Raw genomic sequence first — 14,907 nt, forward strand, 5'->3', positions numbered from 1 at the left:
TTAAGCCAGCCCTACAATCGACTCTAGCCTGCCATCTGATAGCCAAAACCCCAAGCGGCTACTAATACCAATACACCGGTGATAATACGTAACCATGCAAAGATTTTAAAGTCACGGCGACTGACCCAAGCGACCAATAAGCGAATACAAAGCAAAGCGATGATAAAGGACACGACAGTACCGATACCTAGCACCAACCAATCTTCGCTACTGGTTAAAACGTCACGATGCTTAATAAAATCTAGGAGAGCCGCACCAATGATGACAGGAATACCCAAAAAGAAGGAAAACTCAGCGGACGCTTTACGTGAGACGCCAAGCCATAGCGCACCAATAATGGTCGCACCTGAGCGCGATGTGCCGGGTATCAATGCCAAACATTGCAGCAAACCTATCATCAAAGCTGTCTTTAGGCTTACGTCTTCTGCTTCTTCTGCAATAATGGCTTTCGGGCGATTCTCGACATAAAATATCAGCAGACCGCCGATAATCAGCATAATAGCTACGACAATAGGATTAAATAAGTAGGCTTTAATCTCATCAGCAAAAGTAAAACCAACAATCATCACCGGAATAGTGGCGACAATCAAGCTAAGTCCAAGCTGACGCGGATTACTCATGCCCTCTGCTTTACCCGTCAGCAGCCCCATTAGTGCTTGCCACAATCTGCCCCAGTAGTCATATATGACTGCTAAGATAGCCCCAAACTGCACCACCACCACAAACAAATCGACTTTTTCTTTGGTCCAAAAACCCATCAAATCAGCGGATAAAATTAAATATCCTGTGCTAGAGATGGGCAAAAACTCAGTGATACCTTCAACGATACCCATGATCACAGCTTGAATTAATAAAATGATATCCACAACATTGTTCCTAAAGAAGCCAAAAACAGTACAGGCGTCTGTTTTATATTGTTATATTCATACTGCTATTGTTATCGCTTGCGCGTGCAAAGCTTAAGCACTTTATAAATACTTTATAAGCACCTTATAAACACTTTATCTAGGAAGACCATACTACGCCTTACCTTGTTCTTTGAGCGTTTTCCATGCCTGATTGCGTAAGTACTTTGGTAGCGCTTGCGCCGCTTCCGTTCCACCATTAACCATAAACTGAGCAATGCCGAGCTGCGCTATCGCAGTAGCGTCAGGATGAATGTCAGCATAAATATTCTGAGCGTCATGCAGGCTCAATAAACCGGCACCATTACCAACAATAGGAATATCTAGCGTTGTCTGGCTATCATAATCCAGCAACTGCTCGCTATCTTCGCCATTTTCTTGATTAACGGGCTGCATAATATTATCTATTAATTCATAATGCCCAAAATATACCTGCTGCATACGCGCATCAAGGGCACTATATACTTCGCTCAAACCTCGCCGCTCATACGCTGCTTGCGCAATCGCCTGTAAGCTTGAAACGCCCACACAAGGAATATCATGCGCAACCGATAGCGCTTGTACGACAGCGGTATTAATACGTATACCGCTAAAAGCACCGGGGCCTCGGTTAAAAATAAGCGCTTGTATGTCAGCCAGTTTTAGCTGCGCCTCAGATAATGCCGCGTCAATCATCGGTAATATCTGCTGCGTCTGCTGGCGTTTGCCCGTTTCAGTTTGATTTGATATAACCTTGCCGCTGCTGTCTAAAATAGCAATCGAGCATTGATCAAACACCGTATCCATTGCTAAAAACATCATCACCTCGACTTATTCTCTTGGCATCATAAAACAGCGCCTATCATAGCATTTAGGACAGATTAATTGACCGACTTTCTATATTTTTCATAATTTTTAATAGTTTCTTTGTGAGAATTTACTTAAACGGTTAAAACATAAAAAAACCTCAACGCTATTCAGCCGTCGAGGTTTTATAAAAAAGTATTGCAAATAGCTTTTAATTAATTAAAAACGTGTCTTAAACTTCTTCGGCGCTTGGTTTTGTAGCTCTTGCATCTGCTTTTGCATCTCTTCAGTACTTGGCATATTATTTGAATCCAAACCCATCTGTTTTGCCATTTGCTGCGGATTCACATCTTTTGCGCCGCCTTGCTGACCACCGCCGAATAATGGACCACCGCCGCCAGCTCCACTGCCGCCGCCCATTAATCCTTGCATCGATTTCATCATTTTGCTGATGCCTTCAGGCTTTGAAATCATCTTCATCATTTTTGCCATTTGCTTATGCTGCTTGAGCAAACGATTGACGTCTTGAATCTCACGACCGGAGCCTGCAGCAATACGGCGCTTACGACTTGGATTAATCTTATCTGGATTTTTGCGCTCAAATGGCGTCATAGAGTTAATCAAGGCTTCCATCTCACGTACTTTTTCTTCAGGCTTAGCCTCTTCGACAGCTTTTTGCATATCCGAGCCGCCCATACCCGGCATTTTATCTAAAAAGCCTGCCATGCCGCCCATGCTTTTCATTTGCTGAAACTGGGTCAATAGATCCTCAAGGTCGAAATCACCGCCCTTTTGCATCTTTTTCGCCATTTTTTCGGCTTTATCACGGTCAATTTTTTGCTCAACTTCTTCGACAAGGCTTAAGACGTCACCCATACCAAGGATACGTTGGGCGATACGTTCAGGATGGAACAGCTCTAACGCATCTAACTTTTCACCGCGACCCAAAAACTTAATTGGCTTACCAGTAATGGCGCGCACAGAAAGCGCTGCACCGCCGCGAGCATCACCGTCAGTCTTGGTCAAAATAACGCCCGTTAATGGCAGCGCATCGTTAAAGGCTTTGGCAGTATTTGCCGCATCCTGACCAGTCATCGCATCAACGACAAATAAAGTCTCAGAAGGATTGACCGCAGCGGTTAACGCCTTGATTTCATCCATCATGGTTTCATCGATAGCCAGACGACCTGCTGTATCAATAATCAAAATGTCTTGATATTGGATTTTGGCTTCTTCGATAGCACGTAAGGCGATATCAATCGGATTCTCGTCGCTACTTGAATTGACGAACTTGGCATTGACTTGCCCAGCGACTTGCTCAAGCTGGGCAATCGCCGCTGGACGGTAAACGTCAGCTGAGACCAACATGACTTTTTTCTTATGGCGCTCTTGTAAAAACTTTGCCAATTTACCAGCAGTCGTCGTTTTACCGGCACCTTGCAGACCTGCCAGTAGGTAAACAACGGGAGGCTTGCCTGTCATCTCAAGCTGCTGATTGGCACTGCCCATCATTTCGGTCAGCTCATCATGGACGATTTTGACAAATGCTTGACCTGGTGCCAACTCTTTGAGCACTTCAGCACCAAGCGCTTGCTCTTTGACACGCTTGACAAAATCGCGAGTAACTGGCAGTGCCACATCGGCTTCTAATAGCGCCATACGTACTTCGCGCAAGGTGTCTTTGATGTTGTCTTCGGTTAATTGTCCTGTCCCTGCGATATTGCGCAGGCTCGACGACAATCGTTCTGTTAAAGTATCAAACATAAATAACTCTCAGTTAAAATAATTCTTGATTAAACTTAGCTCTGACTCATATTGAAACTTGGCTCTTAGTAGAGGTTGGCTTCGCGAGTTAAAGCGCTGATAAATACGATTTGAGTATGCGATGGCAGGCATTGAAGCTCAATTGCCAAGCATTTATCAGGAATACATAAGATGGTGCTCAATTGAGTGCCATTTTATGATAAATTGGGTAATTATTCTAATAATACCACTTTAGCATGAAATTAAGCGCGTATTTTGCGCGCATTATGAGATGAGGTTCTTTATCTTGCAACTTGCATTCTTACTTGCTGCGATGGCTTACCTCTTAGTCAGCATCTATATTGGTTGGGCGCTGATTCAGGATAAATCTATCCATAAAAGCACAAGCCTAAGCTTATTGTTTGTGGGTATGTTGGCACATGCAGCGCTGCTCTATCCGCACGTAGTCACACTTTATGGGTTAAATTTTAATCTTTTTAATATCATCAGCTTGATCAGTTTGTTCTTCTTATTTTTCTACGTCATGTTCTCTCTATATCGACCTATTGTCAGTCTGGGTATTCTCGCCGCACCGACCGCCCTTACGGGTATGATAATTGGCTATGTAGGGCGCGCGCCTTATCGTCCGATTACGGATATTAGCATTGGGCTTGAGGCTCATATATTGCTATCGCTTGCGGCTTATTGTGTGCTGCTGATGGCAGCGGTACAGGCGCTATTTCTGCGCATACAAATATGTGAGCTTAAGCATCAATCTATTCACCGCTTTTGGGTCAACAAGCTGCCGTCACTTCAAAGCATGGAGAGTCTATTATTCGATATGTTATTGGTCGGCTTTGTCCTGCTGAGCATTGCACTGGGAATTGGTTTTATCTACGTAGACGACTTGATGGCGCAGCATCTTGTCCACAAGACAACTTTTAGTCTGCTGTCATGGCTGCTATTTGGCGCATTGCTCATCGGTAATTGGCGTGTTGGGTGGCGCGGAAGACGTGCTGCCAACATGACCATTTATGCTTTTATTTTATTAGCCATTGGTTTTGTTGGTAGCAAGTTTGTGCTGGAGATGCTGCTGTAAATACGGTTATCTAATAAGAATATGGTTAATCCACTTCTAAAAGGCTACAGAACTACTGCTTAGCAAATTTCAATCAAAACGATTTTAATTAAAAACCACTGTCTTATTCCCTGCTACGATTACGCGATTTTGTACATGCCAATTGACGGCGCGTGCCAATACATTGCGCTCGATATCACGACCAATGGCTCGCAGCTCGGTGACGCCTTGACGATGGGTCACGCGGTGCACATCTTGCTCAATGATAGGTCCTTGATCGAGCTCAGTGGTCACATAATGCGCGGTTGCACCGATAAGCTTCACGCCTTTATCATAAGCTTGGCGATAAGGATCGGCACCGACAAACGCTGGCAAGAACGAATGATGAATATTGATAATCTGCATCGGCCAGCGCTTTACAAAATCTGACGACAATATCTGCATATAGCGCGCTAAGACTAATAAGTCATTGCCTGCCATCAAGTCATGAATTTGCTCTTCTGCTTCTACCTTATTGTCTTTGGTCACTGGAACGTGATGAAAAGCGATACCAAAGTTTTCTACTGATTGGCGCAAATCTTCGTGATTGCTAACGACTGAGGTAATCTGACAGTCAAGCAATCCGCGCTGATGACGCCATAATAAGTCTAATAAAGCATGGTCAAATTTAGATACTAAGATACCAACTTTGGTTTTAATGCCATTATCATGTAAGCGCCATTCCATATTGTGGCGTTTGGCAACGGTATGGGCAAAGCTGGCTTCAAAGTTATCGATAATCTCGCTCAATCCTGCCAAAGCAAACTCTAAACGCATAAAGTATTGACCGCCTTCATGGGCAGTTGAGTACTGATCTAACGTAATGATATTGCCGCCATAACGATGAATAAACTCAGATACCGCTTGTACGATACCGGCTTGGTCACGGCATTTAATCAATAGTGTGGCTGTAGCAGTGATAGCGGGAATCTCTTTAAATGACACTTGGAGTGACGTTTTCGGTGAAGTAATCGTTGCAGTGTCTGACATAGTGCGCTCAATTAGAAATTAAATCAAAATTTGCTACTGAAAATCTAATAGCAGTACTATAGTCAACGAACAATAAATCCGATACAATAACCGTTATGGCATATTCAAAAGATTACCGACAAATGATATTAAGGAAACTAGAAGACGATCACACCTATCGTCAACTTGCTCTGGAGTATCAAATAAGCACCAGCACCATACAAAGCTGGTGTAAAAACATTGATGGTGTAGAGCGTCAGTTTAAACCAACAAAAATAGATAATAAAGCACTCATACTAGATGTTGAGTTACATCCTGATGACTATCACTATGAGCGCGCAAGACGTTTCAACTGTAGCGATAGAGGCATATCCAAAGCCTTAAAGCGTCTCGGTATTACCCAAAAAAAAGACATTAAAACATCCTAAGGCGGACGCTGAACTAAGATGCCTATTCCTGGAACAATTGCACCAGTTTGAGAAAGATAATAGACCCATTGTATTTTTAGATGAAAGTGGCTTTAAATCTCATGATAACAGGCCTCACGGTTACTCCAACAAAGGACAAAAATGCTTTGGTGAGTATAATTGGCAGTTAAAGAACCAGACTAATGCTATAGGGGCAATTTATAACAATCAATTATTTGCTGTCGGACTTTATGATTGTAGCGTTAACAGTGACGTTTTTCATAGTTGGGTAAGCCAGTTACTACTGCCTAATCTTCCTGAGAACAGTGTTATCGTTATGGATAATGCTACTTTCCATAAAAGACAAGACATACAAGAGCTTATCGAAGATGCAGAACATGCCATTTTGTGGCTTCCACCTTATGGTCCAGATTTAAACCCTATTGAGCAAGTCTGGGCTTGGGTTAAACGCAAACGTAAAGAGTGGCGTCTAGATTGTATTGATACTTTGTTCTTTTATTTCTTATGGCTGTGTGGTAGTTTTTAAGTTCGTTGACTATATTTTATATAGTGAGTTTATTACAAAAGTGTTATAGCGCTATTGGTATGAATTATTCGCAGCCTCTGTCTGCGTAAGCACAGCAAGCAAGGAAAATTCGCCCCAGTAGTGCTTTATAATATTTGTATTTCTTTTGCTTAAGACTGACTATACTAAATATATCCATACAAAAAAATCGCCCTCAAGAGGGCGATTTTTTTGTAGCTTATTTTAAATAATAATTATCTAAACAATAACTAAATAACAATTTACATGTTCGGATAGTTAGGACCGCCGCCGCCTTCTGGCGTTACCCACGTGATGTTTTGTGAAGGGTCTTTGATATCACAAGTTTTGCAATGGACGCAGTTTTGCGCATTGATGACAAATTTAGCACCTTCGGCATCTTTTACGATCTCGTACACGCCAGCTGGGCAATACAAACGTGCTGGCTCAGCATATAGTGGCAAGTTGATAGTGACAGGCACCGTTGGATCGGTCAGTTTTAAATGTACGGGCTGATCTTCAGCATGGTTGGTGTTTGAGATAAATACTGATGATAATTTATCAAAGACCAATTTGCCATCCGGTTTAGCATAGGTTGGCTGATAGGCATGAGCCGCACGCTCCAACTGATCATAATCCTTTTGATTATCATGGATGGTTAAAGGCATTTTGCCACCAAGCAAGTTTTGCTCGATAAAGGTAAAGGCGCCGCCCATCCACTGACCCATACGGTGCATGGCTGGAGCAAAGTTACGCGCTTCATAGTTGTCTTGATACAACCACGACTCTTTATACATGGTGCTATACGCTTCTACGTCATCATGTTGGCGACCGGCTTGCACTGCCTCAAAAATCGCTTCAGCAGCGAGCATGCCTGACTTCATTGACGTATGCGTGCCTTTGATTTTGGCAGGGTTCAAGAAACCGGCATCATCACCTGCCAATACACCACCTGGGAAAGTGAATTTTGGCAAGGAGTTTAAACCGCCTTTGGTCAATGCACGAGCGCCGTAGGACAGACGTTTACCACCTTCCAATATGTTACGAATAAGAGGATGCAATTTTAGACGCTGCATCTCATCAAATGGAGACATATATGGGTTTGAGTAGGATAAATCGATGACCATACCAAAGCTTACTTGATTGTTTTCATCGAAATATAACCACCAACCACCAGACGAGCCAGTGTCCGTCAATGGCCAGCCTGAGCCATGCATCACTACGCCTTCTTCATGCTTCTCAGGCGTCACTTCCCATAGCTCTTTTAGACCAATACCATAATGCTGCGGATCTGAGTCTTTATCCAAATCAAAACGGCTGATTAAGCGTTTGCCCAAGTGACCACGGCAACCTTCGGAAAAGATAGTGTATTTACCAAGCAGCTCATAACCTGGCTCAAAGCTATGCTTCGCTTCGCCACTGGCAGCCACTCCCATATCGCCTGTAAGGACGCCTTTGACTGAACCATCATCATTATATAAGATTTCATCAGCAGGGAAGCCTGGGAACATCATGACTTCTAATTCTTCAGCTTGCTGAGCCAACCAACGAACGACGTTGCCCAATGAGACAATATAGTTGCCTTCGTTATGCATGCTGGCAGGAATGATTGAATCCATCAGTTTGGTAGATTTGGTCGCGGAACCCAGCATATAAACGCGGTCTTCAATTGCAGGAACGTTTAGCGGTGCACCTTTTTCTTTCCAATCTGGAATCAGCTCATCCAAAGCGCGCGTTTCTATGACCGCACCAGATAGAGTATGAGCGCCAAACTCCGAACCTTTTTCGACCACACAAACCATGAACTCATCGTTACCTGCTGCGATGGCAAGCTGGCGTAAACGGATGGCAGCTGAAAGACCGGCAGGCCCACCGCCCACGATGATGACATCAAACTCCATCGATTCACGTTCAACTTCAGGCTCTGCTGCGACAGGTTCGATAGCAGGTTCTGGCGCTTTGTCGACGACAACCGCCTCAGCAACTGGCTCAACGGCTTGCGTCTCTACAACGGCTTGCGTATCTACAATAACGGGCGTTTCTTCAGCGAGCACTTCGGGTGTCACCACTGCTGGCTCTGTATTTGGCGTGTCTGTCACATTTGGCGTGTCGATATTCACAGTATCGCCATCAATAACTGGCGTTTGATTGTCTTGCTCTTGCATACCTACTCCTAAACTTGTAGTGGCTTATCTCAGGGCATCATTAGCTTAACAATTGAATAATAAGGCTTGCGGCGCTAACTTTACTCAGACATATGGCTGCCCGATAAAAAGGGTCTTTACGGTATCAGTTGACGACGTTATGGTGAAAATGTTTTTAAAAAACTTCAACACATAACGTAAGATGTGTCGTTAGTACAACGCCCACCAGACTATTTTAAATAAAAAATCGTTACTTATTATAAAAGAAAAGTCGCACAAACACGATACGCATTTCACAACATCAGTGTTAAGGTAAGATTAAGACGGTGGGGGTACAATGACGATATTGTCTCATCATACCCGAAACTAAAATTTATAGTAATAACAGATTTGCCAAACTTTGATTACTACGTAAAGGATTTTACGATGACAGATAACAATAAAGACATCAATGCCGCGACTGTAAAAGATGCTAAAGCCTCTAATGACAAGCTATCCGAGCTAAATAATATAGACAACTTGAGCCACTACCTAAAGTCTGCGGCAGGGACACGTGAAGGGCGTGCCATACCGCCACTAGAAAACTGGCATCCTAAGCAAATTGATGATATGGATTTGGTCATCAAAGCCAACGGTGAGTGGTGGCATGAAGGCGGACACATGACCCGAGAGTCATTAGTCAGTCTGTTTGCTACTATCTTATGGAAAGAAGAGAAAGACGGGGTGACTGAGTATTTTTTAAAGACGCCCGTACAAAAACTGCGTATCCAAGTAGAAGATGCGCCACTATTGATTAATGATGTTGGCATCGTCAATGAAGATGCTAATAGTTGGCTAGAATTTACCACGACAACGGGTGATGTGGTTCGCTTAGATGATGAGCATCCTATTATTTTACGTCCTTATGACGTTGTTAATAACTTTATTAAGGACAATGGTGATGAAAACGAAAATGATTGCTCTACTGATACGGGTGCGCCTCATAACAACCAAAGTGTAGCAGACAAACACTCAGCAGCTGACGTGCCAATACGCCCTTATATGCTGGTTCGAAATGGGTTGACGGCACTTATTGGTCGCAATGTATTTTATCATTTAACCGAGATTGGCGAATTGACAGAACAAGATGGTAAGACCACACTAACCCTGCAAAGTGGCGGCAGCACTTATACATTATCGATGCCATCTATTTAACGGTGAATAATGCGCTATAATTAGCCAATAATTGCTATCGCTTTCAGGCAAAACCTATTATCTATTTATAGCCCTCTTTATTCATAGATTTATTGTTGAGAGTGATGTTAGTGAGCTTTATCAGTAGGGTCGGTATGACGGTATTTTTAACAAAACGGCGGTAAAATACGATGAAAATCGCCGCTGATGTCGTTACTAATAGGGTCAATGCTCATTCAAATATTTTTGATAACAATACCTCTAAAAAAGCGATGGTCAATAGTGTGACATATAGTCAGAAAATAGATAATAAAAGGATAAAGGCAGATCGTAGTGCGCCCATTGGTGTATTTGATTCTGGCATCGGTGGATTGTCTGTTTATCTACATTTAGCGCAGCAACTATCCGATGAGCGTTACATTTATTATGCAGACACCTTGCACGTGCCGTATGGAAATCGTGATAGTGAAGATATTAAGGCATTGACATTAGCGGCAGTAGATTGGCTATATCAGCAAGGCTGCAAGCTTATTGTCATTGCGTGTAATAGTGCTTCTGCCGATGCGCTAGAGATAGCAAGAAATCATTATCCGCAGCTGCCGATCGTGGGTTTGGTACCAGCATTAAAACCTGCGGTATTGGCCAGTAAAAGTGGCCATGTGGCAGTACTGGCAACCAAAGCGACTTTAAACGGAACGTTACTTAACGATGTCATTGCTAAGATAGCCAGTCCAAGTGCAACCAGAGTGACAAAGTATTTTGACCCGCAACTGGTACCTTGGGTAGAATCAGGCATGCCAGAAAACAGTGAAACTGCTAAAAATCTGCGTCATCAATTACAAGTATTTGCAAAGGATGGGGTAGACCAGCTGGTATTAGGATGTACGCATTATCCGTTCTTCAAAGATTTTGTGATGCAAGAGATCAAAGAGCAAAAACTGTCGATGCAAGTGGTTGACTCAGGGCAGGCAATTGCCGAGCGTGTCAAGCAATTATTGATAGCCAATAATTTGTCAGCATTGCCTATAGATGGGTTGGATAGAAACAGTGTCGTGAATGTCAGTTTGAGTGATCATCAGATTAAGCCACCGTTGATATTTTATGCGACCAAATACGACAAACAGATAGATTTGCTGCTAGCACGCTTACTTGGCGAGCAAACGCATTTACAGCACTACTAGGGTTCGTTATTCGCAGCCTTTGTCTACCTAGACCCAAGGCACAAGCCACAGCAAGTAAGAAAAATCAATCCCAGTAGTGATTGCTAGTATTTCTTTTATTTAGGACTGATTATATGCTCACTTTTATTATTAGTATTAGATGCTTATAGGATTAATGTCAATACAGCTGTTATAATCCCGTAGTATATTAATGGAATTGGAAATAAATTAAACGCATTCTAGCAATAGTATGCTAGGCTTGTATTTGCCAAAAAGAATATTTAAATTGGGTATTATTGCGCTATTTTTAGAGAACTTACGTTTTTTGACCAGCTAACTAAGATTATTTGACCAGCTAACTGAGATTAGAGGTGATCGTGCCAAATCGTCGCTACCATATTCATGTTGTATGTGCTGATAACCACCAGTTGTTGGTATTGGATAGTATTTCGATATTTTTTCAAGGGCGCGCCTTCTTAACCTATGATGTCTCTAGTAAATTACCCAAAGCCTCGTTATATGGGCGTCAATGCATTGATGCTTGTGACTATGCTTTGATGGTCATTGGCGATAGCTACGGTACTGCGCAAAATACCGGTGTCAGTCAAATGCATTTGAGCTATCTAAATGCTAAGGCGAAGCTCAAGCCTCTCTTAATATTAATAAAAAAACATCATACCGGTGCCAATATCAGTCGGCAGTTGCAGGAGTTTACCAGTATGGTGACCTCAAAGACGGATAAGATTTATTATTATGAGACAGAAAATGACATTGAGCAATTGCTTATCCAAGCCTATTATAAAATGGTTGCCAGTCATCAAATAGGTGCCGGATGGGTTAGGGTTGATGAAGAGGCAATGGAGTCTAACAAACCTTCGGTATCTGAGACTCTAGCGGCTAATTTGGCAAATAATAGAATGACAAGGCAAGAGAATACTGTCGCCCCTACTCAGAGTATGGACGATAATGTCAGTAAGCCAATCGTATTGACAGATACCTTTGAGATTCACTATAAAGCTCAAGCTTATGAAGGTGGTAATTTGACCGATGTTACCAGACCTATGGTATTAGCGTGGCAAGACGTGTTAATCACTCTGATAAAAATGCCGGCTACCTTTTCAAGCTATGGCTTACAAAGCGGTATCAACCGCTTAATCGCCACTCGAGCTGAGGTCTATATCAAGCGCGAGATGCCAAATGTCCATGCTGTGGCACGTTGCCAAATCTCTCAAGATGATCTCAATCATCTCCAGCGGCAACTGATTGCTGCTAATTGGATACAACTGACTACCTACGGAACACGGGTCACACAAGAGCTTTGGAAGCTGACTTTTTATGCAAAAGGTTTGCTTGGTGAAAAAAAGACAGCGATAGAAAATACTCTTATACCAATCCCTGCCAGCTAGCTTATAGCATCTGCTATAATTATGAATTATCTTCGCTATCACTCGTATAGTCAGTCCTAATTAAAAGAAATACAAATGTTATAAAGCACCACTGGGATTCATTTTTCTTGCTTGCTGTGTCTACGCAGACAGAGGCTGCGAATAATGAATCCCAGTAATGATGTACTCTTTTAAAAGTAGATCAACTATAGAACCTCATAAAAATCATGTTTTACTAACACGTTTTTTGTCTATGGCTACGTTTTGTAATACAAAGTATACGTCGTACCAGTTGTCAATCCCTTTGATAATCGTAATAATGAAAAGATAAACACATAAGAATACTGAATAATTAAGGAGAACAGACGATGAGTAATGCCAAAAATGATGCGTTAAAAAGTGAGTTGGATGGCTTAGAGCAAACCATGCATGAGGCAAGTCAGTTTCATACGTTGGAAGAGCAAATAGCAGATATGAAGCGCCGCGGTATCGATCCTACCAAAGCCTACAAAGAGTTGGATAGCAAAGAAGAAGATGCAGATTGGGGTGATGCTACATGGAAAGAAAATGGCAAGTGGGAGCCTAAGACGCCGGCAGATTTAGATGACAAAGCCCGTGAGAACTGGGATGGTGACAATGGTAAACCTAATCCACCGCCTATCGTTTGATTCTTGAGTATTAAAGTTATAGTTAAAATATCTCAAAAACGCTACAGTGCTGCTGGTATACATTTTTTGCAGCCTCTGTCTGCATAGGCACAGCAAGCAAGAAAAATTAATATCAGCAGTACTTGATGTATCGATATTACTTTTCTCTGACTGTATGATATAAACTGTGTCAAGCCATAAATAAGTAGACAACTGACAGAATAAAAAAGCCACGCTTAATTAGCGTGGCTTTTTATTTTTAGTCATCATTGAAAGATATTACCCTATTAAGAGCCTTCATCAATACGCACCAGTTTAATGACACCATCAGTACCTGCTACGCGGCGATATCGCATTGATCGCGTTGTGCCTGAGTTTGATGGACTGATCGCTGTAGGCTGCGAGTAGCTGTTAGGGGTAGTGTTTTGCTGTTGGATCAATTGTCCCATACGATCAGCAGGGGCAGGGTTTAAAGGACGACTGTTTGCTGGTTGTCCATATTGATTGCCATATGAGTTATTATGTGTGGTATTACCAACGATGGCACGATAAAATTTCTGCCCTGCGCGTCCATCAGCCGGAAAAATACCACGGCTAGACTGGTATTGCTGAATGGCAGTACGAGTATTATCACCGATAATGCCATCGACTGCGCCAATATCATACCCTGCATTTAATAATGCTTGCTGAATCGCTCTGGATTCTTGACGACCAATACCAGGGTCGTCGGTTGGCCACGCCGTGATAAAGTCAGTTTTACTGCTACTCTCGCGAGTAATCAAATCTGATAAATGAGCAATCGCCAGTGCATAGCTTTCTGAGGCATTGTAGGAATAAAAAGTATCGAAGTTTTTACCGACTAAGAATGCAGGACCGTCAGGACCTGCGGGTAATAATAATCCAGCACTACTCAAGTCAGAAGGCAATGGGCTACCATTAGCAAGGGTTAAGCCTTGATTGCGCCAGTGGCTCATTGATTTTTTATCTTTACGATTAGAGGCTGCCCAAAATCCACTTGGCAGTTTTACCTCATAACCCCATGCTTCGCCTGAACGGTAGCCGCGCTTATCCAAGAAGTTTGCCGTAGAAGCAAGCGCATCGGGAACACTATTAACTAAGTCGCGGCGACCATCACCATCAAAATCAACAGCCAATTCTAAAAACGTGCTTGGCATAAATTGCGTTTGCCCAAAAGCGCCTGCCCATGAACCTGTCATGTCACTTGGCGCAATATCGCCATTTTGCACGATTTTTAAGGCATTGGCATACTCACCTTGAAAATAGCTTTGACGACGATCAAAGCAAGATAAGGTTGCTAAAGACTCAAATAAGGGTTTTTTTCCCAATGTCTGCCCAAAGTTAGACTCCACGCCCCAAACGCCTAAGACATGTTCAGCTTTGACACCATAGCGTGATTCAATTTTACGCAACGTATCCGCCCATTGACGGTTGGCACGGATACCATCATCTACTCGTTCGGTATCAACAAGTGATGACAAATAATCCCAAACGTCTTTTTGAAATTCTGGTTGATAGTTTAGCGATGCAATCACACTCGGGTCAGGCTGAGAGGGGCGATAGTTATTAAAGGTATAACTATCAACATCGCGAAATTTGCTAGAGTTTTTTAGCCCATCTAAACACTGTTGAAACTGAGCATTAGACAAGTTTGGGGCGTCTGATTGAGCAGCTTGGGCGGTGCTGGCAAAGCTTAAGCCAATCGCTGCAGTCAATAAAGATAAGGTGGACAAGTGAGACAAGCGCATATAAATATCCTATAAATATCGAGACAGTCAGTAGAAAGTGGAGCAAGTCGAGTAAAAGTAGATGCTACTTAGAGTAACCAATCTGCATAATAAAGAAAAGGTCTCGAAGTACTCAGTTACTATAAATTGACGCGAGCGTGAGGTTAGGAGAGGGTTTTGAG

General features: G+C 42.6%; 13 protein-coding genes. 7 read left to right on the forward strand and 6 right to left on the reverse strand.

The window, feature by feature from the left end:
• Window positions 1-23 precede the first annotated feature (23 nt).
• The 3 genes from JMW90_RS05955 to ffh all read right to left on the reverse strand — a co-directional run bounded on the left by JMW90_RS05955 (window position 24) and on the right by ffh (window position 3,455).
• Window positions 24-866 carry an undecaprenyl-diphosphate phosphatase gene (locus tag JMW90_RS05955; protein ID WP_201562178.1) on the reverse strand — a complete coding sequence of 281 codons (843 nt, stop codon included), beginning with the start codon at window positions 864-866 and terminating at the stop codon, window positions 24-26.
• A 153-nt stretch (window positions 867-1,019) separates the two neighbouring features.
• Window positions 1,020-1,703, reverse strand: coding sequence for a tRNA (adenosine(37)-N6)-threonylcarbamoyltransferase complex dimerization subunit type 1 TsaB (tsaB, locus tag JMW90_RS05960; protein ID WP_201562327.1), 684 nt, complete (start codon window positions 1,701-1,703; stop codon window positions 1,020-1,022).
• 207 nt (window positions 1,704-1,910) lie between these two features.
• The gene (ffh, locus tag JMW90_RS05965; RefSeq protein WP_201562180.1) at window positions 1,911-3,455 is read right to left on the reverse strand and encodes a signal recognition particle protein; all 1,545 of its coding nucleotides are present in this window, start codon (window positions 3,453-3,455) and stop codon (window positions 1,911-1,913) included.
• 271 nt (window positions 3,456-3,726) lie between these two features.
• Here ffh and JMW90_RS05970 point away from each other — a divergent pair, with 271 nt between their 5' ends.
• Window positions 3,727-4,533 carry a cytochrome C assembly family protein gene (locus tag JMW90_RS05970; protein WP_201562182.1) on the forward strand — a complete coding sequence of 269 codons (807 nt, stop codon included), beginning with the start codon at window positions 3,727-3,729 and terminating at the stop codon, window positions 4,531-4,533.
• An 84-nt stretch (window positions 4,534-4,617) separates the two neighbouring features.
• Here JMW90_RS05970 and purU read toward each other — a convergent pair whose 3' ends face one another.
• Complete coding sequence (purU, locus tag JMW90_RS05975; protein ID WP_379607248.1) at window positions 4,618-5,541, reverse strand: formyltetrahydrofolate deformylase; 924 nt, start codon at window positions 5,539-5,541, stop codon at window positions 4,618-4,620.
• Window positions 5,542-5,636: 95 nt separating this feature from the next.
• On the opposite strand from purU, the gene JMW90_RS05980 reads away from it, so the two are divergent.
• Window positions 5,637-5,948 (forward strand): IS630 transposase-related protein, encoded by a 312-nt coding sequence (locus JMW90_RS05980; protein ID WP_201562184.1) that lies wholly within the window; start codon window positions 5,637-5,639, stop codon window positions 5,946-5,948.
• Window positions 5,949-5,976: 28 nt separating this feature from the next.
• Window positions 5,977-6,474 (forward strand): IS630 family transposase, encoded by a 498-nt coding sequence (locus JMW90_RS05985; RefSeq protein ID WP_227691885.1) that lies wholly within the window; start codon window positions 5,977-5,979, stop codon window positions 6,472-6,474.
• A 260-nt stretch (window positions 6,475-6,734) separates the two neighbouring features.
• Here JMW90_RS05985 and JMW90_RS05990 read toward each other — a convergent pair whose 3' ends face one another.
• Window positions 6,735-8,372, reverse strand: a complete 1,638-nt coding sequence (locus JMW90_RS05990; protein WP_201562329.1) for an electron transfer flavoprotein-ubiquinone oxidoreductase — start codon at window positions 8,370-8,372, stop codon at window positions 6,735-6,737.
• A 669-nt stretch (window positions 8,373-9,041) separates the two neighbouring features.
• Between JMW90_RS05990 and JMW90_RS05995 the strand changes: the two genes are divergently transcribed.
• The 4 genes from JMW90_RS05995 (at window position 9,042) to JMW90_RS06010 (ending at window position 13,001) form a co-directional block, all read left to right on the forward strand.
• The gene (locus JMW90_RS05995; protein WP_201562186.1) at window positions 9,042-9,809 is read left to right on the forward strand and encodes a DUF1285 domain-containing protein; all 768 of its coding nucleotides are present in this window, start codon (window positions 9,042-9,044) and stop codon (window positions 9,807-9,809) included.
• Between the two features lie 170 nt (window positions 9,810-9,979).
• The gene (gene murI, locus JMW90_RS06000; RefSeq protein ID WP_201562188.1) at window positions 9,980-10,969 is read left to right on the forward strand and encodes a glutamate racemase; all 990 of its coding nucleotides are present in this window, start codon (window positions 9,980-9,982) and stop codon (window positions 10,967-10,969) included.
• A 356-nt stretch (window positions 10,970-11,325) separates the two neighbouring features.
• The gene (locus JMW90_RS06005; protein WP_227691882.1) at window positions 11,326-12,354 is read left to right on the forward strand and encodes a DUF4062 domain-containing protein; all 1,029 of its coding nucleotides are present in this window, start codon (window positions 11,326-11,328) and stop codon (window positions 12,352-12,354) included.
• Between the two features lie 347 nt (window positions 12,355-12,701).
• Window positions 12,702-13,001 carry a hypothetical protein gene (locus tag JMW90_RS06010; RefSeq protein ID WP_201562192.1) on the forward strand — a complete coding sequence of 100 codons (300 nt, stop codon included), beginning with the start codon at window positions 12,702-12,704 and terminating at the stop codon, window positions 12,999-13,001.
• A gap of 266 nt (window positions 13,002-13,267) precedes the next feature.
• On the opposite strand, the gene JMW90_RS06015 is transcribed toward JMW90_RS06010, so the two are convergent.
• Window positions 13,268-14,746 (reverse strand): lytic murein transglycosylase, encoded by a 1,479-nt coding sequence (locus JMW90_RS06015; RefSeq protein ID WP_201562194.1) that lies wholly within the window; start codon window positions 14,744-14,746, stop codon window positions 13,268-13,270.
• Between the last annotated feature and the right edge of the window lie 161 nt (window positions 14,747-14,907).

Source organism: Psychrobacter glacincola (assembly GCF_904846215.1).
GTDB lineage: Bacteria > Pseudomonadota > Gammaproteobacteria > Pseudomonadales > Moraxellaceae > Psychrobacter > Psychrobacter glacincola.